Source organism: Sphingomonas panni (assembly GCF_022664435.1).
Taxonomy (GTDB): domain Bacteria; phylum Pseudomonadota; class Alphaproteobacteria; order Sphingomonadales; family Sphingomonadaceae; genus Sphingomonas; species Sphingomonas panni.
The window spans coordinates 257,941-282,072 of record NZ_JAKREU010000003.1 but is presented as its reverse complement, the minus strand read 5'-3'; the positions used below and the strand labels follow the sequence as shown (position 1 = coordinate 282,072).

Sequence of the window (24,132 nt, the reverse complement as noted above, 5' to 3'; positions counted from 1 at the left end):
AGGGGAGGATGCATGGACGGGTTGCTGCTGTTCGTCGTCGCGATCGGCTATGCCGCGCTGCTGTTCGCGGTGGCGTGGATCGTGCGGCGGCGCGGGATTGCGGCCGGGCAGCGGCGGGCGGTCTATACGCTGGGGCTGGCGGTCTATTGCAGCAGCTGGACCTTCAACGGCGCGGTCGGCAGCGCGGTGGCGGATGGCTGGGCCTATCTGCCGATCTATCTGGGGCCGATCCTGTTGTTCGTCGGGGGTCGGCGGCTGCTGGTGCGGCTGGTGAGCGCGGTGCAGGCCGATGGCGCGACGTCGATCGCGGACTTCATCGGCGGGCGGTTTTCGCGCAGCCGGGGGGTGGCGGCTTTGGTCACGCTGATCGCGCTGACCGGCACCGTGCCCTATGTCGCGCTGCAGCTGCGGTCGGTCGCGACCAGCTATGGTGCGCTGTCCGGCATGGCCGATGCAACGCGACCGATGATCGTTACCGCGATCGTGCTGGCGGGATTTGCCGTCGCGTTCGGGACGCGCGGCGATGCGCGGACGCGGGCCGATGGCGGGCTGCTGGCGGCGGTGGCGGTGGAGTCGGTCATCAAGCTGGTCGCCTTTGCCGGGGTTGCGCTGTTCGCGTTGTGGCTGGTTTCGCAAGCCGCCCCGGCGGATCGCGCGGTCGGGCTGGATCGGCTGGCGAGCGGCTTTGCCCGGCCGCCGGCCGTCGGCGACTTCGCCATCGCCACGCTGCTGGCGATGGCGGCGATGCTGTGCCTGCCGCGCCAGTTCCATGTGACGGTGATCGCGGCGCATGACCAGCAGGACCCTGCGCGGGCGCGCTGGCCCTTCGTCGCCTATCTGGCGCTGACCGCGCTGCTGGTCGTGCCGATCACCTGGGGGGCGCTGGTGCAGGGCGGCGTGACGCGGCCCGACCTGCTGGTCATCGCCATGCCCCTTTCGGCCGGAGCGCCCATGATCGCGCTGCTGGGGTTCGTCGGCGGCTTTTCGGCGGCGACGGCGATGGTGGTGATGGAGACGGTCGCGCTGGCGACGATGGTGTCGAACGACCTGATCGCGCCGCTGTTGCTGCGCAGCCCGCGCATGGCCGCCGCCGCGCATGTCGGGCGCACATTGCTATGGGTACGGCGGGGAGTGATCGTGGGGATCATCGCGGTGGCGCTGCTCAGCGCGCTGCTGATTCCGATGACGCGCGGGCTGGCGACGATCGGCCTCGTCGCCTTTGCCGCGATGGCGCAGTTCGCGCCGGCGCTGGTGCTGGCGGTACTGGGCGGCGGGCGCGATCCACTGGCGGCGAAGGCGGGGCTGGCGACCGGTTTGGCGGGGTGGACGCTGCTGCTGTTCGTGCCGACGCTCAGCGGCGCGCCGCTGCCGATCGCGGGGCTGGCGGGGATGGGGGCGGTCGCGACGGGGGCGGTGGTGACGCTGGCCGCGAACCTGGCCGTCCATGCGGCGGTCGCGATGTCGCGCGCGCCGCGCCTGCCGTTCGTGCGCGACGACCGGGTGCCGCCGGTGCGCGACCTGCCCGAACTGACCCAGCTGGTCGCGCGCTTCGTGGGCGAGGAACGCGCCGCCGCCGAGCTGGGTACCGGCACCCATATCGATGCCCGTGCGGCACGGCGGGCCGAGCGGCTGGTGGCGCAGGCGGTCGGCGTCTCGTCGGCCCGGCGGCTCGTCGCCTCCGCGCTGTCGGGCGAGGGGCTGGGTGCCGAGGATGTCGCGCGGATGCTGGACGAAAGCGGACAGAGCCTGCAATTTTCCAAGGGGCTGCTGGCCGCCACGCTGGAGCATATCGATCCGGGGGTCAGCGTGGTCGATGCCGAGCTGAACCTCGTCGCGTGGAATCAGCGCTATCTCGACATGTTCGGCTTTCCGGCCGGCATGATCCGCATCGGCGCGCCGGTCGCCGACGCGATCGCGTTCAATGCCCTGCGCGGCGATTGCGGTCCCGGTGAGGTCGACGACCATGTGCGGCGGCGGCTGGCGCATATGCGGCGCGGCACCCGGCACAGTTTCGAGCGGGTCAGGAACGACGGGCGGGTGCTGAAGACGGTCGGCGGGCCGATGCCCGGCGGCGGCTATGTCATGTGCTTTTCGGACATCACCGCCGAGGCGCAGGCGCTGCGCGCGGTGGAGACGGCACGGGCCGATCTGGAGCGGCGGGTCGCGGCGCGGACGCGAGCGCTGTCGGATGCCAATGCCGCGCTGGCGCGGGCGACGGCGGACAAGACCCGGTTCCTTGCCGCTGCCAGCCATGACCTGTTGCAGCCGCTCCATGCCGCACGGCTGTTCACCGCCGCCTTGGCACGGGGAGCGGACGACCGGGCGAAGCCGCTGGTCGAGCGGATCGACCAGTCGATCGCGGCGGCGGACCAGCTGCTGCGCGCGCTGCTCGACATATCGAAGCTGGACGCCGGGGGGATCGTGCCGGTGCCAACCCGCTTCGGGGTACGCGACCTGCTGGCCGAACTGGTCGACAGCTTTGCCGATCAGGCGCGGGCCAAGGGGCTGGTGCTGCGGCTGGGGGCGGGGGATGCGGTGGTGGCGACCGACCGGGTGCTGCTGCGATCGATCGTCCAGAACCTGCTGGGCAATGCGGTGCGCTACACGGCGCGCGGCGGGGTGGTGATCGGGGTGCGGCGGCAGGGCGGACTAGCGCGGATCGAGGTGGTCGATAGCGGGCCGGGAATCGACGACGCCGACCGGGCGCGGGTGTTCCGTGAGTTCGAGCGGCTGGCGACGGCGGAGGATGCCGGGCTGGGCCTAGGCCTCGCCATCGTCGCGCGGACGGCGGCGCTGCTGGGCGCACAGGTCGATCTCGACAGTCGTGTCGGGCGGGGGAGCCGCTTTGTGGTGACGCTGCCGATGGTTGCAGGTGTCGTTGCGCCGGTGCCGGAGCGGGTGGCGGCGCGCGATGTGGGGCCGCTGTCGTGCCTGATCGTCGATGACGATGCCGGGGTGCGGCGGGCGATGAAGGCGCTGGCGGAGAGCCGGGGGCATCGGGTGCGGGTGGCGGCTGGCGTCGCGGAGGCGTTGTCGGACGTGCGCGAGGACGTTGCGTTCGTCGACCATGATCTGGGCGGGGAGATGGACGGGCTGGCGCTGATCGCGGCGTTGCGGGCGCGCAAGCCGGATTTGCGCGCGGCGCTGGTGACGGCGGATGCCAGCCGGACGCTGGCCGAAACGGCGCAACGCGCGGGGGTGGCGGTGTTGCTGAAGCCGTTGTCGGGCGAGGTGTTCGACGGGTGGGTAGCCGCGCCGGGCGAGCGGTAGCGCAGCTACGGCGAGCCGAACGAGGCGCGGCCGGCCGGCGGCGCTTAAAGCGCCGTCCGACGACATGGGCTTTGCCCATGGCGGGTCATGCTGAAAACAAAGGGTTTTTCGGCCAAAGTTCACTAAGTTCACACTCGCCGCGCCCGGCAAGGCGTAGCGCAGCTAGGCCGAGCCGCACGAGGCGCGGCCGGCCGGCGGCGCGTAAAGCGCCGTCCGACGGCACGGGCTTTGCCCGTGTCGGGCCTTCTGAAAACAAAGGGTTTTTCGGCCAAAGTTCACTAAGTTCACACTCGCCGCGTTTTTGTCGCGGGACCGTGCGCGGCGCGGTGGGATGGCGGAACCGACGATGGGAAAGAGCAGGGTGCGACCCTGGCAGATTGGCGGCCTGTAGGACAGTGCCTCGCGGCGGGGGGTGGAGGAGAAGCGGGACCCCGGATCAAGTCCGGGGTGACGGTGGGGGTGACGGGTTCGCCACATAGCACCGATCCCTAGGAAAGCTGGGGATCGACCTGACCAATGGTCCTTTGTCGGTTGGAAACGCTCCGCATAGCGTCGCTGGCAGCCCGCTGCCCTTGGCGGAGCGTTCCGTGGAGGTCCGACGTGCCGCGCATCCTTGCCCTGTTGCCGATTGCCCTGTGTCTGGCGGCGAGCGACACGCCGCCACTGCCGAAGAACGAGCGCGTCGGGGTGTGGCAGGCACCGGACGGTGGTGTTCAGATACCATTGTGGCCGGCGGAGGTGGCGCTGAGCAAGCCTGATACCGGCGATCGGCCGGAGGCGACGGGCAACGGGACCGGGTTGGTCGCAGGGCGGAAATGGCATTGGGCGAGCTATGTCACGCGGCCGACGATGACGGTGTTCCGGCCGAAGGGGCGGGGCAATGGTACGGGCGTGCTGGTGCTGCCCGGTGGCGGGTTCGAGGTGGTGGCGACCGATCTGGAAGGGACCGAGATTTGCGACTGGGTGGTCGCGCAGGGGATGACGTGCGCGATGCTGAAATATCGCGTGCCGCAACGCTGGCCGCAGGTCGACGGTCGGCAGCAACGGCCCGAGGTGCTGCTGGCGCTGGAGGATGCGCAGCGGGCGATGGGATTGCTCCGCGCCGACGCCGCGCGGTTCGGGATCGATCCGCACAAGCTGGGGGTGATCGGCTTTTCGGCGGGGGCGTATCTGGCGGCGAATATGAGCAATAGCGAGGCGCGGACCTATCCGACGCAAGATGCCGCCGACCGGGTATCGCCGCGCCCGGACTTTGCGGTCATCGCCTATACCGCGCGGATGCTGGACGACAGCAAGGGGCGCAACAGCCTCGAACTGCGACCATGGGTGACGATCGATCCGAAGGCGCCGCCGACGCTGCTGCTGCACGCGATGAACGATCCGACGGACAAGGTGCGTCAGCCGCTCGCCTATGCGCTGGCGCTGAGCGATGCGGGGGTGCCGGTCGACCTTCGCTTCTATGCGAAGGGCGGCCATGCGTTCGGGCTGCGGCCGGGGGCCAATCCGATCACCCGCGAATGGCCGGGGCAGGTGGCGCAGTGGTTGCGCAATTTGGGAATGTTGTGAGGGAGATCAGCCCGTCACTTCCAGCCCCAGCGCGCGGGCGGCGACGGCGGCTTGCGTGCGGTTGCCGACGTCGAGCTTGCGCAGCACGGCGGTCATGTGGACCTTTACCGTGGCTTCGGCGATGCCGAGGTCGTGGGCGATCTGCTTGTTCAGCCGACCGTCGAGAACGCCGAGCAGGACGCGGAGTTGTGTCGGGGTGAGGCTGGCGACGCGGGCGGCCATGTCGTCCTCCGCGGCATCGCCTGCGGCCATGCGGTCGCCGGCGAGCGCGGCGGCGATGGCGGCTTCGATCGATTCCAGTGGCGCGTCCTTGCCGACGAAGCCGACCGCGCCGAAGCGGGCGACCTGCGCGAATGCCGCCGCGCGATCTGCGCCGGAGACGACGAGGACGGGGACGTCGGGTGCTTCGGCATGGAGCAGCGCCACGCCGCTATAGCCGACCGCGCCGGGCATGTTCAGGTCGAGCAGGATCAGGGCGAGGGAGTCGGCGTCGCGTGTTGCCTGCACTGCGCGGTCGAGCGAGCCGGCCTCGACGATGGTCGCGTCGGGGCGGACCTGCAGGACGGCGAGGGTCAGCGCCTGGCGGAACAGGGGGTGGTCGTCGGCGACGAGGATGGTGGTCATCGGCCAGTTCTCGTCTGTTCGTCGTCACCCCGGGTCAAGCCCGGGGTGACGAGAGGGGCGGTTGCCCGATCCTCAGGCCGGGCGGATGCGTTCGCTGACCAGCGTGTCGACCACCGACGGGTCGGCGAGCGTCGAGGTGTCGCCCAAATTCGACGTGTCGTTCTCCGCGATCTTGCGCAGGATGCGGCGCATGATCTTGCCCGAGCGGGTCTTCGGCAGGCCGGGGGCGAATTGCAGCGCGTCGGGGGTGGCGACCGGGCCGATTTCCTTGCGGACCCATTGGCGCAGTTCGGTGCGCAGGTCCTCGGTCGGCTCGTCGCCGGCGTTGAGCGTCACATAGGCGTAGATGCCCTGGCCCTTGATGTCGTGGGGCATTCCGACGACCGCCGCCTCGGCGACCTTGGGATGCGAGACCAGCGCGCTTTCGACCTCGGCGGTGCCCATGCGGTGGCCGCTGACGTTGATGACGTCGTCGACGCGGCCGGTGATCCAGTAATAGCTGTCCTCGTCCCGCCGCACGCCGTCGCCGGTGAAATATTTGCCGGGATAGGTCGTGAAATAGGTCTGGAAGAAACGGTCGTGGTCGCCCCACACCGTCCGCATCTGTCCGGGCCAGCTGTCGGTGATGCAGAGATTGCCTTCGGTCGCGCCGGTCAGTTCCTTGCCCTCGGCATCGACGATCATCGGCTGCACGCCGGGCAGCGGTTTGGTCGCGCTGCCGGGCTTCAGGTCGGTTGCATAGGGCAGCGGCGAAATCAGGATGCCGCCGGTTTCGGTCTGCCACCAGGTATCGACGATCGGGCAGCGGCGCTCACCCACGACCCGGTGATACCATTCCCACGCCTCCGGGTTGATCGGTTCGCCGACGCTCCCAAGCAGGCGCAGCGACTGGCGGCTGGACTTGGTGACCCAGCCGCCGCCTTCACGCATCAGCGCGCGGATCGCGGTGGGGGCGGTGTAGAAGATGTTGACGCCCAACCGGTCGATCGTTTCCCAGAACCGGCCATGGTCGGGATAGTTGGGCACGCCGTCGAACATGACGGTGGTCGCGCCGTTCGATAGCGGGCCATAGACGACATAGCTGTGCCCGGTGACCCAGCCGATATCGGCGGTGCACCAGAACACCTCGCCGTCGCGATAATCGAACACGTCGCGGAAGGTGGTGTGCGCCCAAACCAGATAGCCGCCCGTCGTGTGGAGCACGCCCTTGGGCTTGCCGGTCGACCCCGACGTGTAGAGGATGAACAGCGGGTCTTCGGCGTCCATCGGCTCGGCCGGGCAGTCGGGCGAGGCGTCGGCGAGCAGGTCGTGCAGCCAGAAATCGCGGCCGTCGACCATCGGCACGTCGGCACCGCTGCGGCGGATGACGATGACGGTATCGACACCGGGGGCGTGGTCCAGCGCCTTATCGACATTGGCCTTGAGCGGAATACGCTTGCCGCCGCGACAGCCTTCGTCGGCGGTGATGACGAGACGGCTGTCGCAATCGACCAGGCGGTTGGCGAGGCTGTCGGGGGAAAAGCCGCCGAACACGATCGAATGGATCGCGCCGATGCGGGTGCAGGCGAGCATCGCGGCGGCGGCTTCGGGGACCATCGGCAGATAGAGGGTGACGCGGTCGCCCTTCTTCACGCCCTTGCCCTTCAGGACGTTGGCGAAGCAGCAGACCTGTTGATGGAGTTCGCGATAGGTGACCTTGCGCGTTTCGCCCGGTTCGTCGCCTTCCCAGAGGATCGCGACCTGGTCGCCGCGGGTTTCGAGATGGCGGTCGAGGCAGTTGACCGACACGTTGGTCTGCCCGTCGGCGAACCAGCGGATGCGGAAATCCGCCTCGTCGAACGACGTGTCCTTCACCTGCGTATAGGGCCGCGACCAGTCGATGCAGCGGCCGCCTTCACGCCAATAGGCTTCCGTGTTGCTGACCGATGCGGCGTAGCGCGCGTCATATTCGGCCTTGTCCACCTGTGCGGCGGCGTCCTGCGGTGCCGCATGGATCGTCTGGGTCATATGTCTCTCCTGTGCGCCTGATGTGCGGTCGCGGGGGCGCGCGTCAAGCCGATGGTTCCTACGACCAAGGTCGTACTGGCCCCCATGGCGCGCGCAGATGACACTGGCGCGGCACGAGGTGTGGCGACAGACTGCACCGGACAAGACGAGAGGATGCCGCCATGGCAGAGGCTGTAGCCGTGCCCCACAAGGGCCAGAACGAGAAGCTGGTGATCGCGGCGTCGTCGCTCGGCACCGTGTTCGAATGGTACGACTTCTACCTGTACGGGTTGCTGGCGAGCTATATCTCGAAGCAGTTCTTTTCGGGCGTGAACGAGACGACCGGGTTCATCCTCGCGCTGGGCGCGTTTGCGGCCGGTTTCGCGGTGCGGCCGTTCGGCGCGCTGGTGTTCGGGCGGATCGGCGATCTGGTCGGGCGCAAGAACACGTTTCTGGTGACGATGGGGCTGATGGGCCTGTCGACCTTTGCGGTGGGCCTTCTCCCCTCCTATGCCAGCATCGGCGTGGCCGCGCCGATCATCCTGGTGCTGCTGCGGATCGTGCAGGGTCTGGCGCTCGGCGGTGAATATGGTGGTGCTGCGACCTATGTTGCGGAGCATGCGCCCGACGGGAAGCGGGGGCTGTACACCAGCTTCATCCAGACGACGGCGACGATGGGGCTGTTTGCGGCACTTCTGGTCGTGATCGGGTTCCGTACGGCGCTGGGCGAGGAGACGTTCGGCGGGTTCGGGTGGCGGCTGCCGTTCCTCGTGTCGATCCTGCTGCTGGGCGTGTCGATGTGGATCCGGCTGCAGCTGTCGGAAAGCCCGGTGTTCCTGAAGATGAAGGAAGAGGGCAAGACGTCGAAGGCGCCGCTGACCGAGGCGTTCCTGCGCTGGCCGAACCTTAAGGTCGTGCTGATCGCGCTGTTCGGCGCGGCGATGGGTCAGGCGGTGGTGTGGTATACCGGGCAGTTCTACGTCCTGTTCTTCCTCGAAAAGATGATGAAGGTCGACGGCGCGACGGTGAACGTGCTGCTGGCCATCGCACTGGCGCTGGGTACGCCGTTCTTCGTGTTCTTCGGCTGGCTGTCGGACAAGATCGGGCGGAAATGGATCATCATGGGCGGGTGCGCCATCGCCGCGCTGACCTATTTCCCGCTGTTCGGCGCGCTGACCAATGCCGCCAACCCGGCGCTGGCCGCCGCGCAGGTGGCATCGCCGGTGCGGGTGAGCGCACATGACGAGGATTGCTCGGTCCAGTTCGACCCGATCGGGCGCAACAAGTTCGATGCGAAGAGCTGCGACATCGCCAAATCCTATCTGGCGAAGAACGGCATCAGCTATACCAATGTCGAGGCACCGGCGGGCACCATCGCCAGCGTGGCGGTAGGCGACCGGGTGCTGGTCGCGCCCGATCCGTCGAAGGTGACGGGCGCGGAACGCGCGGCGGCGATCACGGCGTATCAGGGCGAAGTCGCGGCGGCGCTCAGCGCAGCCGGCTATCCGGCCAAGGCCGATCCGGCGGCGATCGACAAGCCGCTGGTGGTACTGATCCTGTGGTTCATGGTGATCCTGGTGACCATGGTCTATGGCCCGATCGCGGCGCTGCTGGTCGAGCTGTTCCCCAGCCGCATCCGCTATACGTCGATGTCACTGCCCTATCATATCGGCAATGGCTGGTTCGGCGGGTTCCTGCCGACCACGGCCTTCGCGATGGTCGCGGCGACCGGGGATATCTATTACGGGCTGTGGTATCCGGTGGTGCTGGCGGTGGTGACTTTGGTGCTGGGCGTGCTGTTCCTGCCGGAGACGTTCCGGCGGAATATCCGGGATTGAGAATGCGCCCCTTCCTGAAAAGGGAGGGGTTTTTGTACCTGCCCCACGCACGTCATCCCAGCGCAGGCTGGGATCTCCCGGTTGTCAGGCGGGGCAGGAGCCGCGAGAGACCCCAGCCTGCGCTGGGGTGACGTGTTTGGTGAAGGCGCGGGCGGTGTGGCCGGTGCTGTCAGCAGCAACGCGGCGGGGCGCCGGGGCCGGTGCCGTAGCGCCGTGCGATGCGGTCGCGGTGGAATTCCTTGACGCTCATCACCGGTTCGCCCGGATGATGCGCCGCCCGGTGCGCGACATAGCGGTCGTAGTCGGGGACGCCGACCATCAACCGCGCGGTTTCGGCGAGCTTATGCAGGAAGGGCATCGCCGACCTCCTGCGCGGTCGGGACGGGCGATGCCTTCGCCTTGCGGATCGCGCCGATGCCGTAGGCGAGGATCGACAGCACGACGACGATGAACAGCACGCACAGCGCGGCGTCGATGCGGTCGTTGAGGATGATCCGCTGCATCTCCGCCGCCGTCTTGGCGGGGGCGAGGATTTCGCCGCGCGCCAGGGCTTCGGAAAAGACGTCGGCATGGGCGAGGAAGCCGATCTTCGGATTGGCGTCGAACAGCTTCTGCCAGCCGGCGGTCAGCGTGCAGATCAGCAGCCATGCGGTCGGGACCATCGTCACCCATGCATAGCGGTCGCGCTTCATCTTGAAGAGCAGCACCGTCGACAGGATCAGCGCGATGGCGGCGAGCATCTGGTTCGAGATGCCGAACAGCGGCCACAGCGTGTTGATGCCACCCAGCGGATCGGTGACGCCGCTGTAGAGGAAATACCCCCATGCCGCGACGGCGAGCGCGGTGCCGATCAGGTTGGGGCCGAGCTTCTGCGTCTCCTTCATGGCGGGCACGAAGCTGCCGAGCAGGTCCTGGATCATGAAGCGGGCGACGCGGGTGCCGGCATCGACCGTGGTCAGGATGAACAAGGCTTCGAAGAGGATGGCGAAGTGGTACCAGAAGGCCATCATCGCCTGTCCGCCGATCACCTGGGACAGGATGTGCGCCATGCCGACCGCCAGCGTCGGCGCCCCGCCCGCGCGCGACAGGATGCTGGTTTCGCCGACGTCGCGCGCCAGCTGGGTCAGCATGTCGGGGGTGATGACGAAGCCCCAGTTCGCGATCGCCTGCGCCGCGCTGTCGGCGGTGGTGCCGATCAGGGCGGCGGGGGCATTCATCGCGAAATAGACGGCGGGGTCGAGGACGCAGGCAGCGATCAGCGCCATGATCGCGACGAAGCTTTCGGTCAGCATCGCGCCATAGCCGATGAAGCGCAGGTCGGCCTCGCTCGCGACCATCTTCGGCGTGGTGCCGCTGGCGATCAGGGCGTGGAAGCCGGAGACGGCACCGCAGGCGATGGTGATGAACAGGAACGGGAAGAGCTTGCCCGAAAAGGCCGGGCCGGTGCCGTCGATGAAATGGGTGACGGCGGGCATCTGCAAATCGGGGCGGACATAGAGGATGCCGAGTGCCAAGCCGGCGATCACCCCGATCTTGAGGAAGGTCGACAGGTAGTCGCGCGGGGCGAGCAGCAGCCAGACGGGCACGACCGAGGCGACGAAGCCATAGGCCATCAGGATCAGCGCCAGCGCCGTGCCGGAATAGGTGAACATCGGCGCGAAGACCGGCGAATGCGCCACCGGCTCCCCGCCGACGATCGCGGCCATCAGCAGGACGAAGCCGATCAGCGACATTTCGGCGATCTTGCCGGGGCGCAGGAAGCGGCCATAGAGGCCCATCAGTATCGCGATCGGGATCGTCGCGAAGACGGTGAAAGTGCCCCATGGGCTGCCGGTCAGCGCCTTGACCACCACCAGCGCCAGCACCGCCAGCAGGATGACCATGATCATCAGCACGCCGACCAATGCGATGGTGCCGGGGATCAGCCCCATCTCGCTGCGGATCATGTCGCCGAGCGACCGCGCGTCGCGGCGAGTGGAGAAATAGAGGATCAGGAAATCCTGCACCGCGCCGGCGAACACGACCCCGGCCAGCAGCCAGAGCGTGCCGGGGAGATAGCCCATCTGTGCGGCAAGGACCGGGCCGACCAGTGGACCGGCACCGGCGATGGCGGCGAAGTGATGGCCGAACAGCACGCCCTTGTGCGTGGGAACATAGTCGAGGCCGTCGTCGCGCCGCACCGCCGGGGTCGGGCGGGACGGATCGACGCGCAGCACGCGGCTGGCGATGAAGAGGCCGTAGAAGCGATAGGCGATGGCGTAGACGCAGAGCGATGCGACGACGATCCACAGCGCGTTGACCGGCTCGCCGCGCATCAGCGCGATCCAGCCGAGCGCGACCGCGCCGACGATCGCGACCGCTGCCCAGCCGAGCCATTCGAGCGCTGACTTCGGTGCGATCGGTGTGACTGCTGTTGCCATCGGCCTCTCCCCTGTTTCGGGAGAGTATTGGCGCAAGGGGGCGGGGGATGCCATGGGTTTCGTGATTTGAGCGAATCCGGCACATCCGTTTGCTTCGAGCGCAGGTTCGAGCCTGTCGAGAACCGAAGTCGAGAAGGGGTTGCCCCAAGGAACCGGGTTCTCGACGGACGCTTCTCGACTTCGCTCGAAGCTGCTCGAACTAAACGGTTAGAGGAAAAATATGTCACTACCATCCGACCGCTCGTTCCTGCTCGTCTGCCTCGGCAATATCTGTCGCTCGCCCCTCGCAGAGGCGGCGTTGCGCGATGCGGCGGCGCGGGCCGGGGTGGCGATCGCGGTCGATTCGGCCGGGACCGGGGCATGGCATGTCGGCAACCCGCCCGATCCGCGGTCGCAGGCGGTGGCGCTGGCGCATGGCATCGACATTTCGGGCTATCGCGGGCGGCAGGTGGAAGCGGCGGATTATCGGCGGTTCACCGACATCCTCGCGCTGGACAAGGACAATCTGGTCGAGCTGCGGCGGCGGGCGCCGAGCGATGCGACCGCGCGGATCGGCCTGTTGATGGACGCGGTGCCGGGGCGGAAGGGGCAGGCGGTGGCCGACCCCTATTATGGCGATGCGGCGGGGTTCGAGGTGACTTGGGCCGATGTGTCGGCGGCGGCGGAGGCGATCGTGGCGGGCTTACGCTGATCCCGCGACGCCACGACCCCGAACGTCACCCCGGCGCGACCACGCGCGTCACCCCAGCGAAGGCTGGGGTCTCTCGCGGTTCCTGTCCCGCGCTTTTACCGGGAAACCCCAGCCTGCGCTGGGGTGACGTGCGCGGTTGGCAGCGACAGGGGTCGGGGCGCTCTACCCCCCGAACGAACGACCGCCGCCCCAGCCGCCGCTGGAGCGCGCGCTCACCCGGCCGCCGAAGCCGCCGCGCGAGACGACCGAGCTGCGCGTCTGGATGCGCTGGGTCGTGACCGGGGTCGTGATCGCCTTGCTGCCGACATTGTAGCGATAGCCGCTGCTGGGGCTGAGATAGGCGCCGCCCGGCGTGTACCAGCCGCCGTCGCGCTGGCTGCGGTACAGGCCGCCATAATTGTAGCGCGCCGAATTGTTGTTGAGGATCTGCCCGATCAGGAAGCCGGTCAGCAGGGGCGTGAAGAAGCTCTGTCCGCCTTCGCTGCGGCGCTGGCACTGGGCGGCGCCGAACTGTTCCTCGCACAGTTGCTGGCTGTCGAAGCGCGGCGCGGCCTTGCCGTCGTCGTTGAACGCCTTTTGCTGCGCGGCGACGCAGGTGTCGCGGTCATACTGGCCGCTGTCGACGCATTGCTGCACCGTCTGGAATGCGGCGACCTCGGTCGGGGGGCCGAAACGCGCCTGATCGTTATTGTCGTCGCAGCCCGACAGCATCGCGACCGCGCCGACGGCGGTCAGGCCGGCAGCGACCGAGCGTTTGCGGCGGGGGGGCTGATTGGTCATGGGGTAGCCCTTCAATAGGTCATCGACGCGGCGTTGAGCAGGCCGACGCCGATCGAGGTCGCCGCGCTGTAGATCGCGCTGGCGATGTTGCCGGCTTCGATCCGCTGCGCCATGTCGCGCACGACGACGCGGCGGATGATGAAGGCGGCGACGATTTGGATCATGCCCGCCAACAGGCCCCAGGCGGCGAATTCGACGATGCTGCCGGTCACCTCCAGCGCGGAGGCGAGGGGGAGGGCGAAGCCGATGATCGCCCCGCCCAGCGCCACGGCGGCGGCGGTGTTGTTGGCGGCGATCAGCGCACGTTCGTCATAGGGGGTGGAGACCTGATACAGCCATTTGAAGATGGTCAGGAACAGGCACGCCAGGCCGAACGCGACGATGAAATGCACCGCGCCGTTCGTGAAATAGGCAATATCGAACATTCCGATCCCCCTGTCGGTCGCTAAGGCTCAGGCGTTGAATTCGGCGGGCAGCAGCGGCAGCCCGACCATGATCTCGTGCGTCAGGTCGCCGCCCTCGGGCTGCATCGCCAGCGCCAGCAGCAGCTCCTGCCCCTCAGGCGGGACTTCGCGGGCATAGAGCATACAGGCCTGCTTGATGTGGCGGACCGGGCGGCCGGTGCGTTCCTCATACACCGCTTCCCATAGTTCGACCGGCGGCTGCACCCGGTCGTCGTCGGGATACCAGAAGCGGTCGAAGCGGGCGAGGCCGGGTTCGTCCCACACCGGCTGCGACAGGCGGTTGCGGAACGCGCCGGTATCGGCCCAGTCGGTCGGATAGGTCGACGACCATGGCCGGAACAGGGTGAAGTCGTCGGCGTCCGATCCGTCGGCGCGCTGGCTGACCGCCTGCAGCATCAGTTCGTCATCGGTGTAGAAACGGTGGACATGGCTGCCATCGTCCAGCCGGATCAGCCCCTGTGCGGTGATTTCCAGCGTGTCGCGCTCGAGAGTGAAGGCGGCACCGGTCAGCCGCCGCCACGCGAGCGCGTCCAGTCGCACCTGTCGTCCGATGGTGATGTTGCGGACCACCGCCACGGCGGGGGTTTCGTCCTTGGGAGCGCCGCCGAACAGGCTGCCGAAAATCATGCCGCGATCCTTGTGCGCGCGATGTAGAACAGCCGGTCGCCGGCCGCGACCTGACCGTCGGGGTCGAATAAAGGCGAATTCTGTCCGGCGCCACAGCTGGCGACCAAAATTCCGCCGCGGGCGCGCAGATCGCGGGCCGCATCGTCGAAGCTGCCCGCGGTGCGGGCGGTGGTGGCATAGAGCGTGCCGCCATCGTCGGTATGGCTGGCAAGCTGGGCGATCAGGCGGCTGGAGCCGGGGTCGCTCAGCGCCTTCACCACCAGTTCGACGGTGGGGGTCAGCACCACCTCGACCTGCGGGCAATGCGCGGCGAGCAGCCCGGCGGTGTCGGCATCGCGCAGGAAGCAGACGACATGGCCTGTGTCGTTGAGCGCGGTGACCGCCAGCGTCGCCGCCAGCGTATCGGGGTCGGACGGGCCATAGACGATCACCCGCTCGGCGGTGGCGACGCCGGCGCGGCGCAGGTCGGCAGGCGCGGTCAGCGAGGGCACGCGGACGAAGCGGTGCGTTGCGGCGTCGCCCGACAGCTCCTGCGTCGCGACCAGCACCAGTTCGTGACCCTGCCCGTCGGCGACGATCTCGGCGATCATGCGCGGCGTGCGCTCGGGATCGTAGCCGACCAGGACGATATGGCCACGCATCGCGCTATAGTCCCCCAGCCCCATGCGCCGTCGCCGCCAGCGCGCCGACACCCCGGCAAAGACGCGGGCGATCGACACGGTGAACAACGCGATCGCGCCGGGCATGACGAACAGCGCGGTGACGATCCGGCCCATGTCCGATTTCGGCGACAGGTCGCCATAGCCGACCGTCGAGGCGGTGGTCGCATACCAGTAGAGATAGGCGGAGGGGCGCAGCAGGTCGGTTTCGCCCGCGAACGACAGCAGTTCCCACGAAATCGTCATGTGCAGCACCAGCAGCGCGAACAGCACGCCGCGATGCAGCTCGCTGGCCGCGAGATAGAGCCGGCGAAGATACGTGCCCAGATTGAATGGCTTCATTCCTCGACTGCCCCCGCGCCTTGCTTTTTGGTCGCGCCTTATGCTTGGGGTGTCAAGCACGGCCAACACACCGGCCGCGTTTCGGAGGGATGAATGGACGACGCACCCCGTAGCTGGACGACCACAGGCCTGGCCGATGCCTTGCGTGGCGCCGAGTTTGCCGACGAACTGAGCGTCGAGCGGATCGAGCAGGCCGAACCGGTCCTTAAGGTCACCATGCACCATTTCGGCGACCTCGCCATCTTCGCCTCGGTCGCGGGCGAGCAGATCATCGTGTCGTCGCTGCTGTGGCCGGTCGAAGAACAGGCGGACCAGCACGCGTTCAACCGGTTCCTGCTGAAAACGCAGAAGCTGGTCCCGCTGTCGAATTTCGCCATCGCCGAAGTCGGCGGACGCGAATATTATGAACTGGTGGGTGAGCTGTCGGTCGAATCGTCGCTGCGTACCGTGCTGATCGAACTGCGCGTGCTGGCGCAAAATGCGATCGAGGCGGCGTCCGAGCTGCGCACCGAATTTGCCGCGTAACGGAGTTTAGTCGATGTCGATGTGGAAGAATCTGGTCGCGCTGGTTCGCGGCACCGCGCATGAAACCGGCCAGTCGATCGTCGACGCAAAGGCGCTGACGATCCTCGACCAGCAGATCCGCGATGCGGGCACGCTGCAGGCGAAGGCGCGCGACGATCTGGCGACGCTGACCGCCAAGCGGCGGATGATCGAAAAGGAGCTGGAGGCGCTAACCTCGCAGCGTGAGAAGTACGAATCGTCGGCGCGTGCGGCGATGGCCCGCGGCGATATGGACCTCGCGCGCGAAGTCGCCGAGCGGCTGGCGACGATCGAGAGCGAGGCGACGCTCAAGACGCCGCAGATCGCCGACATGCGCGCGGCCGAGGACAAGATTCGCGCCATCATCAAGACGGGCGACGGCAAGATCGACGCGCTGCGTCGTGAGGTCGACGTCGTCCGCGCGAACGAGAGCGTGCAGAAGGCGCAGGCCTCGGTCGCCAGCAGCTATGGCGGTGCGGCATCCTCGCTGGGATCGGCGGCGGACAGCCTCGCGCGGCTGAAGGAACGGCAGGCGATCCGCGAGGAGAAGTTCCGCGCGTCGGCCGAGCTGGAGGACATGCGCACCGGCGCCGATCTCGACGCCAAGCTGAAGGCGGCCGGACTGCTGCCCGGATCGTCGAGCGCCGATGACATCCTCGCGCGGCTGTCGCAGCCCAAGGACGCCGCGCCGCGCCTGTCGGACGGCACGCGCGACGGCGGGACGATCGGGCGCGATTGATGGAACGCCGCACGGTCGCCCCCCGTCCCGACTGGCGGGCGACCGCCGAGCGGATGGGATTCACCTTCCACCATCAGGACGGACAGAAATATTGGGAGGAGGAGGCGTGGTACGCCTTCTCGCTCGACGAGGTGGAACAGGGGATCGAGGGGCCTAGCGCCGAGCTGCACGGAATGTGCCGCGATCTGGTGGACGAGGTGGTCGGCAGCGATGCGCTGATGCACCGGCTCGCCATCCCGCAGGACATGCGCGACGTGGTGGCGGCATCGTGGCGTGCCCATGCGCCGTCGCTCTATGGACGGTTCGACTTCGCCTTTGATGGGACCGGTCCGGCCAAGCTGCTCGAATATAACGCCGATACGCCGACCAGCATTTTCGAGACCGCGCTGTTCCAGTGGCAGTGGCTGGAGGATCGCATCGCCGACGGCACGCTGCCGGCGGGAGCCGACCAGTATAACCGGCTGCACGATGCGTTGGTCGAACGGTTCGGCGCGCTGTTCACCCGTGGCAGCACGGTGCATTTCGCGTCGGTCGACGATCATGTCGAGGATCGCCAGACGGTCCGCTATCTGGAGGATGTCGCGCGGCAGGCGGGACTGGACCCGGCGTTCGTCGCGATCGACCGGATCGGGGTCGACGGCGACGGTGCGTTCGTCGATGGCGACGACGTGCTGATCGGCGCGCTGTTCAAGCTGTATCCGTGGGAGGATATGCTGCGCGAACCCTATGCCAAGCAGCTGGCGGCGACGAAGACGCTGTTCCTCGAACCGGCGTGGAAGGCGCTGTTGTCGAACAAGGGAATATTGCCGCTGTTGTGGCAGCGGCACCGGGGGCATCCCAATCTGCTGCCCGCCGCCTTTGCCGACGATACGGCGGCGCTGGCGGAGATCGGCGATGCCTATGTGCGCAAGCCGATCTTTTCGCGCGAGGGGTGGGATATCGAGCTGGTCGACGGCGCGACCACCGCGCGCGGGCCGGACGGCGGCTATGGCGAGGAAGGGCATGTCGTGCAGGCGCTCAGCGCGCTGCCGGTGTTCGACGGCAATCATGCGGTGATCGGATCGTGGATCGTCGGCGACGAGGCGGTGGCGCTGTCGGTGCGCGAGGATGACGGGCCGATCACGCGCGATCTGGCGCGGTTCGTGCCGCATGCGATTGTTTGAGCACGTCGTCATTCCGGCGTAGGCCGGAATCCATTGTGTCGGGTGTTCTCGATGGAAGGGCGGCGGGGCCGTATCCATGGATCCCGGCCTTCGCCGGGATGACGGAGGGGCTGTTTCGTCGTTCCCGCGCAGGCGGGAACCCATTGCCGCTGACGGTCGTGATGGAGCCGTGGCGTTGCGTGTATGGATTCCCGCCTGCGCGGGAATGACGATTGGGGCGCGGGAATGACGATGGGGTCAGGCGGGAATGAGCGCCCTTAGCCCCGCCTCCAAAGCCACCGCATCGCCTACAATCCGCAACCGTTTCACCCGGCTGGTCTGCCCTGTGACCAGCGTCACCGACCCGCGGCCGACCCCCAACGCCTTCGCCACGAACCGCACGACCTCTTCATTCGCCGCGCCGTCGACCGGCGGGGCGGCAACGCGCAGGCCGAGCGCGGTCGCGTCGCCTTCCAGCGCGACGACGCCCGTCACCGCCGTCTTCGAGGCTTTTGGCGTCACGCGGATCGTGAGCGTTGCGCCGGTCGCGTCGAGGGTGAAGGGATTGCGCATCGCCGGACCCATGCCGCGTCCCCGGACCGCGATGCAAGTCGCTTGGCACAAAGCGGCGCTTGCCGCATTCACCCGTCATGGCATCGACCCCCGCACCCGGCGTGACCGCGACGCATAGTTCCCCGCTGTCGATCCCGATCTTTCGCGCCATCTGGATCGCGTCGATGGCGTCGAATTTCGGCGGGCTGATCCAGTCGGTCGGCGCGTCGTGGATGATGACGTCGCTGGCGGCGTCGCCGCAGATGATCGCGCTGGTCCAGGCGTCGACGACGCTGCCGATCATGCTGTTGTCGCTCTGGGCCGGTGCGGTCGCCGACAATCTCGACCGGCGGCGGGTGATGCTGGCGGCGCAGAGCTTCATGCTGCTCGTGTCGGTCGCGCTGGCGGTGTGCGCGTGGATGGGGCTGCTCAGTCCGTGGCTGCTGCTGTCGTTCACCTTCCTGATCGGGTGTGGGACGGCAATCAACGGACCGGCATGGCAGGCATCGGTCGGCGACATGGTGCCGAGGAGCGTGTTGCCCAGCGCGGTCGCGCTCAATTCGATGGGGTTCAACATCGCGCGCAGCGTCGGGCCGGCACTGGGTGGCGCGATCGTCGCGGCGGCGGGGGCGGCGGCGGCGTTCCTGACCAATGCGCTCAGCTATATCGGGCTGATCGCGGTGCTGGCGCGGTGGAAGCCGGACTATGCCCCGCGCCTGTTGCCGCGCGAGACGCTGGGCCTCGCGATGGCCGCCGGGGTGCGCTACGTCCGCATGTCGCCGTCGCTGCGTACCGTGCTGCTGCGCGCGGCGCTGTTCGGCATTGCGGCCAGCGCGGTGCCGGCGATGATGCCGCTGGTCGCGCGCGACCTGGTGACCGGCGGGCCGCTGACCTATGGCGCGCTGCTGGGCGCGTTCGGGGCGGGCGCGGTCGGCGGGGCGTTGACCAGCGTGCGGCTGCGGCGGCGCTGGGCGCCCGAAAAGCTGGTGCGGGTCGCCGCCACGGCGTTGTCGGCGGGCGGGGCGGTCGCGGCGCTCAGCCCGTGGTTGCCGCTGACGATGGCGGCACTGGTTCTGGCGGGGGCGGGGTGGGTCGCGGCGCTCAGCACGTTCAACGTATCGGTGCAGATGGCCGCCCCCCGCTGGGTAGTCGCCCGCGCGCTGGCGCTGTACCAGATGGCGGCGTTCGGCGGCATGACGCTGGGCAGCTGGCTGTTCGGATCGATCGCCGAAGGGCGCGGCGTGCAGACCGCGCTGTTGACCGCCGCCGGGGTCCAGATGCTGAGCGTCGTCGCGGGACTGAAGCTGCCGCTGCGCGATATCGAGACCGCGAATCTTGCCCCACGCGGCTGGGAAACGCCCGATACCGAGGTGCCGGTGGAGGCGCGGTCGGGGCCGGTCGTCGTCACGATCGATTACCGCATCGCGGCGCAGGACGTGATGACGTTCCTGAACGTGATGAACGAACGGCGGCGCATCCGGCGGCGCGACGGGGCGCATCACTGGGCTTTGCTGCGCGACCTGAACGATCCCGAATTGTGGATCGAGCGCTATCATGTGTCCACCTGGCTCGATTACATCCGCCATAACCAGCGCCGCACCGAGGCGGACCGCGCGAACAGCGAGGCGCTGCTGGCGCTCCACCGGGGCGACGACGCCCCCCGCGTCCACCGCATGATCGAACGCCAGACCGGGTCGCTGCCGATCAGCCGCCTGCCGACTCCGCGCGAAATGGCCGATCCGATGACCGACCCGACCCGTTCCAGCTGATATATTGAACAGTGTTATTTTTCTGCTAGCTTGACGCGGACGGTTCGAATCGCGGCTATGGCGGCCTAGCGTTCGAACCGGTGTCGAACCCGCCAAGGGGGAATACATGTCCGCACCCGATTTCTCGCTGCTGACCCGGCGTCGCTACGCACCGCTCTTCACCGTGCAGTTCCTGACGGCGATGAACGACAATCTGCTGAAGTTCGCGTTGCTGTTCCTCGCCAATTTCACGCTGTACCGCGCCGATCCCGCGAAGGCGGCGACGCTGGCGACGATCTCCACCGGCCTGTTCATCCTGCCTTATTTCCTGTTTTCAGGACTGGCCGGGCAGATGGCGGATGCGTGGAACAAGGCGTGGCTGATCCGTGCGGTGAAGGGCGCGGAGATCGCGATCATGGCGCTGGCGCTGGCCGGCTTCTGGTTCGAATCGGTGCCGGTATTGCTGACCTGCCTGTTCCTGATGGGCGTGCATTCGACGGTGTTCGGGCCGGTCAAATATTCGATCCTGCCGCAGCATCTGCGCCCCCATGAACTGATGGGCGGCACCGGGCTGGTCGAGGCGGGGACGTTCGTCGCGATCCTGACGGGGCAGTTGCTCGGCGGGATCATTCCGCCTTGGGAAGCGGGCTTGGCGGCGTTCGGCTTCGCGGTGCTGGGGTTCCTCGCTGCGCTCATGGTGCAGAGCGCGCCGTCGGCGGCCCCGGACATGCGGATCGACCTGAACCCGTTTCGCAGCACCGCCGCGATCCTGCGCGCGGCGCATGGCGGGCGGGGGGTGTGGCTGGCGATCCTCGGGATCAGTTGGTTCTTTTCGGTCGGTGCGGTGGTGTTGTCGGAGTTCGCGCCTTTGGTCGCCGGCACGCTGAACGCCGCGCCGGAGGTGGTGACGCTGTTCCTCGCGGTGTTCAGCCTGTCGGTTGCGGCGGGGTCGCTGCTGGTCAACCGGCTGCTGAAGGGCGAGGTGTCGGCGCGGTACGTGCCGGTTGCCGCGATCGGGCTGGCGGTGTTCCTGATCGACCTGTGGCTGACCAGCGGACGCTTCGTGGTGGCGACGCCGGGGGCGGACATCACCGCGTTCCTCGCGACGCCGGGCAGCTGGCATCTGCTGGTCGACCTGGCGGGCATCGCATTGTCGGGCGGGGTGTTCGTGGTGCCGCTCTACGCCATTCTCCAGACGTGGAGCGCGCCGGAAAAGCGCTCGCAGATCATCGCGGCGAACAATGTCATCAACGCCATCGTCACCGTGCTGATGGTCGCGGTGGTGACGGCGATGCTGGCGGGGGGCACGACCGTGCCCGGTATCTTCGGCGCGTTGGGCTTCGCGACGCTGTCGATCGCGCTGATTTCGTGCTGGCTGCTGCCCGAGACGGTGTTCAAGGGCATCGTGCGCTGGGCATTGCGGCTGGCGTACCGGGTCGAGGTGCATGGTGCCGAGAACATGCCGGCGCCGGGCGAGCGGGCGGTGGTGGTCGTGAACCACGTATCGTTCCTCGACGGGCTGCTGCTCGCGGCGTTCCTGCCGGGCAAGCCTACCTTCGCGATCCACAGCCGCTTTGCCCGGGCGTGGTGGATGCAGCCGCTGCTGAAGCTGTTCGACGCCTTTCCGGTCGACCCGACCAACCCGATGTCGGCAAAGGCGATGGTGAAGGCGGTGCGCGAGGGGCGGACGCTGGTGATCTTTCCAGAGGGGCGGATCACCGTCACCGGCGCGCTGATGAAGATCTTCGACGGCCCCGGCATGGTCGCCGACCGCGCCGATGCGCCGATCGTGCCGGTCAGGATCGACGGCGCGCAATATAGCCGCTTCTCCCGCCTGAAGGGCAAGGCGCGGCTGCACTGGTTCCCGAAGATCGAGCTGACCGTGCTGCCGCCGCGCCGGTTCGCGCTGCCCGAGGGGATGAGCGCGCGCGAACGGCGGGCGATTGCCGGGCGGCGACTGTATGACGTGATGAGCGAGATGATCTTCGCCACGTCGGACACCGACCGCACGCTGTACGATGCGCTGATCGATGCGCGGCACCTGCATGGACATGCGATGGGCGTGGTCGAGGATGTGCAGCGCGTGCCGCTGACCTATGACCGGCTGGTTACGGGCACGCAGGCGCTGGCGCGACCGCTGGCGGTCGGGACGACGCAGGGCGAGGCGGTCGGCGTTCTGCTGCCCAACGTCAATGGCGTGGTCGTGACGTTCTTTGCGTTGCAGGCGACGGGGCGGGTGCCGGCGATGCTGAACTACACCGCCGGCCTCGCCAATCTGCGGGCCGCCTGTACCGCGGCGCAGATCAGGACGGTGGTGACCGCGCGGGCGTTCGTCGAGCAGGCGAAGCTGGGCGAGGTCGTCGCGGCGCTGGCCGGCGAGGGGATCGCCATCCGCTATTTGGAGGATATTCGCGAGAAGATCGGCGCGGGGGCGAAAGTCATGGCGCTGGTCCGATCGCGCATGGCGGGACGGCTGCACCGGCGGCAGCGGGTGGCGGCGGATGCGCCGGCGGTCATCCTGTTCACCAGCGGGTCGGAAGGCGTGCCGAAGGGCGTGGTCCTGACGCACCGCAACCTGCTGGCCAACTGCCTGCAGCTGTCGTCGCGGATCGATTTCAACCGGGCGGACGTGGTGCTGAACGCGCTGCCGGTATTCCACAGCTTCGGCCTGACCGGCGGTACGCTGCTGCCGATCCTGTCGGGGGTGAAGACGGTGCTGTACCCCAGCCCGCTGCATTACCGGATCGTGCCGGCGCTTGCCTATGACGCCAATGCGACGATCCTGTTCGGGACCGATACCTTCCTGTCGGGCTATGCGCGGATGGCGCATGGCTACGACTTCTATGCGCTGCGCTACATCTTTGCAGGCGCAGAGCGGGTGCGGCCGGAGACGCGCGCGGTCTATGCCGAGAAGTTCGGGCTGCGCATCCTGGAAGGCTATGGCGCGACCGAGGCGGCCCCGGTGATCGCGGTCAACACGCCGATGCATTTCAAGGCCGGCAGCGTCGGGCGGCTGTTGCCGGGGATCGAGGCGCGGCTGGACAGCGTGCCGGGCATCGAAGAGGGCGCGCGGCTGGCGATCCGGGGGCCGAACGTGATGGCGGGGTATCTGAAGGTCGATGCGCCAGGCGTGGTGCAGCCGCCCGAGGACGGGTGGCACGATACCGGCGATATCGTCACCATCGACGACAGCGGCTTCGTCACGATCCGGGGGCGGGCCAAGCGCTTTGCCAAGATCGGCGGCGAGATGGTGTCGTTGCCGGCGGTCGAGGGCTATGCGGCGAAGCTCTGGCCGGGCGCCGAACATGCGGTGGTGACCCGGCCGGATGCGAAGAAGGGCGAGCAGCTGGTGCTGTTCACCACCCAGCCGGACGCGGCGGCGGGGGCGTTGTCGGCATGGGGGCGGGCGAACGGCGTGTCCGAACTGGCGCTGCCACGCGACGTGCGGGTGGTGGCGAACCTGCCGGTGCTGGGCACGGGCAAGCTGGATTATGTGACGATGGGGGCGATGGCGGCCCGGTAGCGCGGAAGTTGGCGAAGGTTGGGAGGCGTCGGGTTTTTGCGGCGGGTCTTTTCGTTTCCGGCCAATGGGTTGGTCGTGAATTTCAGGCCGGAAGTTGGCGTTTTGGGTTGTCGCGCGTGTCATGTCGGGATGGTGGCCGGCGTTTGGGCGATCCTTACGCCCGATCGACATTCGGCTGTCTCGACAATCGTTCCGGGGTCACGGCTCCGGCCGAAACGTCAGCGGATATGGATTCCCGCCTGCGCGGGAATGACGGTGGGGACGGGCGTTGAAGGTCGATCGATCCTCTGGAGGCTGGGATCGCCCGGCGATGGCGCACCGCAGGAGCCGATGGAGACCCCAGCCTTCGCTGGGGTGACGGTTTGGTGGCGGTGGATCAACGTTGGGCGGACGATGGGAAAGAGCGTTGGCGATCCTGCCATCCGAGTGGCGTGTAGGAAAGGGCGGGGTGCGGGTTCTCGACAAGGGGCGGGTCGGATTGTCCCCCGGACAATCCTGAACCATGTGGGGTATGGTTCACCTGACCCGCTTCTCGACAGGCTGGCCCCCTGCTCAGCACGAACGGTTCTACCTTTTGTCATCACGCCATAATGTTGCGGGGCGCTTCCTGACCGGCGT

Annotated in this window: 18 protein-coding genes; 9 read left to right on the top strand and 9 right to left on the bottom strand. The window is 68.0% G+C overall.

What is annotated here, in order from left to right:
• Window positions 1–12 precede the first annotated feature (12 nt).
• The gene (locus MF609_RS08240; RefSeq protein WP_242415830.1) at window positions 13–3,270 is read left to right on the top strand and encodes a hybrid sensor histidine kinase/response regulator; all 3,258 of its coding nucleotides are present in this window, start codon (window positions 13–15) and stop codon (window positions 3,268–3,270) included.
• Between the two features lie 600 nt (window positions 3,271–3,870).
• Window positions 3,871–4,836: an alpha/beta hydrolase gene (locus MF609_RS08235; RefSeq protein WP_242415829.1), complete on the top strand. Its 966-nt coding sequence runs from the start codon at window positions 3,871–3,873 to the stop codon at window positions 4,834–4,836.
• Between the two features lie 6 nt (window positions 4,837–4,842).
• Here the strand turns inward: MF609_RS08235 and MF609_RS08230 are convergent, their stop codons facing one another.
• Entirely contained in the window at window positions 4,843–5,460 is a 618-nt protein-coding gene (locus MF609_RS08230; RefSeq protein ID WP_242415828.1) for a LuxR C-terminal-related transcriptional regulator, read from the bottom strand.
• Window positions 5,461–5,532: 72 nt separating this feature from the next.
• Window positions 5,533–7,467 (bottom strand): acetate--CoA ligase, encoded by a 1,935-nt coding sequence (gene acs, locus MF609_RS08225; protein ID WP_242415827.1) that lies wholly within the window; start codon window positions 7,465–7,467, stop codon window positions 5,533–5,535.
• A 161-nt stretch (window positions 7,468–7,628) separates the two neighbouring features.
• On the opposite strand from acs, the gene MF609_RS08220 reads away from it, so the two are divergent.
• Complete coding sequence (locus tag MF609_RS08220) at window positions 7,629–9,284, top strand: MFS transporter (RefSeq protein ID WP_242415826.1); 1,656 nt, start codon at window positions 7,629–7,631, stop codon at window positions 9,282–9,284.
• 169 nt (window positions 9,285–9,453) lie between these two features.
• On the opposite strand, the gene MF609_RS08215 is transcribed toward MF609_RS08220, so the two are convergent.
• Window positions 9,454–9,642, bottom strand: coding sequence for a YbdD/YjiX family protein (locus MF609_RS08215; RefSeq protein ID WP_242415825.1), 189 nt, complete (start codon window positions 9,640–9,642; stop codon window positions 9,454–9,456).
• Entirely contained in the window at window positions 9,626–11,704 is a 2,079-nt protein-coding gene (locus MF609_RS08210; RefSeq protein ID WP_419723072.1) for a carbon starvation CstA family protein, read from the bottom strand. The genes MF609_RS08215 and MF609_RS08210 overlap by 17 nt, the downstream gene beginning before the upstream one ends.
• A gap of 220 nt (window positions 11,705–11,924) precedes the next feature.
• Between MF609_RS08210 and MF609_RS08205 the strand changes: the two genes are divergently transcribed.
• The gene (locus MF609_RS08205; protein WP_242415824.1) at window positions 11,925–12,395 is read left to right on the top strand and encodes a low molecular weight protein-tyrosine-phosphatase; all 471 of its coding nucleotides are present in this window, start codon (window positions 11,925–11,927) and stop codon (window positions 12,393–12,395) included.
• A gap of 162 nt (window positions 12,396–12,557) precedes the next feature.
• Here the strand turns inward: MF609_RS08205 and MF609_RS08200 are convergent, their stop codons facing one another.
• The 4 genes from MF609_RS08200 to MF609_RS08185 are packed head-to-tail and all read right to left on the bottom strand — an operon-like array spanning window position 12,558 to window position 15,267.
• Window positions 12,558–13,175 carry a DUF1190 domain-containing protein gene (locus MF609_RS08200; protein WP_242415823.1) on the bottom strand — a complete coding sequence of 206 codons (618 nt, stop codon included), beginning with the start codon at window positions 13,173–13,175 and terminating at the stop codon, window positions 12,558–12,560.
• A gap of 11 nt (window positions 13,176–13,186) precedes the next feature.
• Entirely contained in the window at window positions 13,187–13,600 is a 414-nt protein-coding gene (locus tag MF609_RS08195) for a DUF350 domain-containing protein (RefSeq protein ID WP_242415822.1), read from the bottom strand.
• A gap of 27 nt (window positions 13,601–13,627) precedes the next feature.
• Window positions 13,628–14,266 (bottom strand): DUF2491 family protein, encoded by a 639-nt coding sequence (locus tag MF609_RS08190; protein ID WP_242415821.1) that lies wholly within the window; start codon window positions 14,264–14,266, stop codon window positions 13,628–13,630.
• Window positions 14,263–15,267 carry an ion channel gene (locus MF609_RS08185; RefSeq protein WP_242415820.1) on the bottom strand — a complete coding sequence of 335 codons (1,005 nt, stop codon included), beginning with the start codon at window positions 15,265–15,267 and terminating at the stop codon, window positions 14,263–14,265. Before MF609_RS08185 ends, MF609_RS08190 begins: the two co-directional genes overlap by 4 nt.
• Before the next feature lie 93 nt (window positions 15,268–15,360).
• Between MF609_RS08185 and MF609_RS08180 the strand changes: the two genes are divergently transcribed.
• From MF609_RS08180 to MF609_RS08170, 3 genes are read left to right on the top strand one after another with little or no spacing between them, the layout of a single operon-like run.
• On the top strand, window positions 15,361–15,792 hold the full coding sequence (locus tag MF609_RS08180) for a YjfI family protein (RefSeq protein WP_242415819.1): 432 nt from the start codon (window positions 15,361–15,363) through the stop codon (window positions 15,790–15,792).
• A gap of 13 nt (window positions 15,793–15,805) precedes the next feature.
• Complete coding sequence (locus MF609_RS08175) at window positions 15,806–16,549, top strand: PspA/IM30 family protein (protein ID WP_242415818.1); 744 nt, start codon at window positions 15,806–15,808, stop codon at window positions 16,547–16,549.
• Window positions 16,549–17,712 (top strand): glutathionylspermidine synthase family protein, encoded by a 1,164-nt coding sequence (locus MF609_RS08170; RefSeq protein ID WP_242415817.1) that lies wholly within the window; start codon window positions 16,549–16,551, stop codon window positions 17,710–17,712. Before MF609_RS08175 ends, MF609_RS08170 begins: the two co-directional genes overlap by 1 nt.
• A gap of 237 nt (window positions 17,713–17,949) precedes the next feature.
• On the opposite strand, the gene MF609_RS08165 is transcribed toward MF609_RS08170, so the two are convergent.
• A complete protein-coding gene (locus tag MF609_RS08165; RefSeq protein ID WP_242415816.1) occupies window positions 17,950–18,276 on the bottom strand; it encodes a DUF167 domain-containing protein in 327 nt (108 codons plus the stop codon).
• Window positions 18,277–18,341: 65 nt separating this feature from the next.
• Here MF609_RS08165 and MF609_RS08160 point away from each other — a divergent pair, with 65 nt between their 5' ends.
• A complete protein-coding gene (locus MF609_RS08160) occupies window positions 18,342–20,012 on the top strand; it encodes an MFS transporter (protein WP_242415815.1) in 1,671 nt (556 codons plus the stop codon).
• Window positions 20,013–20,118: 106 nt separating this feature from the next.
• Window positions 20,119–23,514 (top strand): acyl-[ACP]--phospholipid O-acyltransferase, encoded by a 3,396-nt coding sequence (locus MF609_RS08155; RefSeq protein WP_242415814.1) that lies wholly within the window; start codon window positions 20,119–20,121, stop codon window positions 23,512–23,514.
• Window positions 23,515–24,132: the final 618 nt, after the last annotated feature.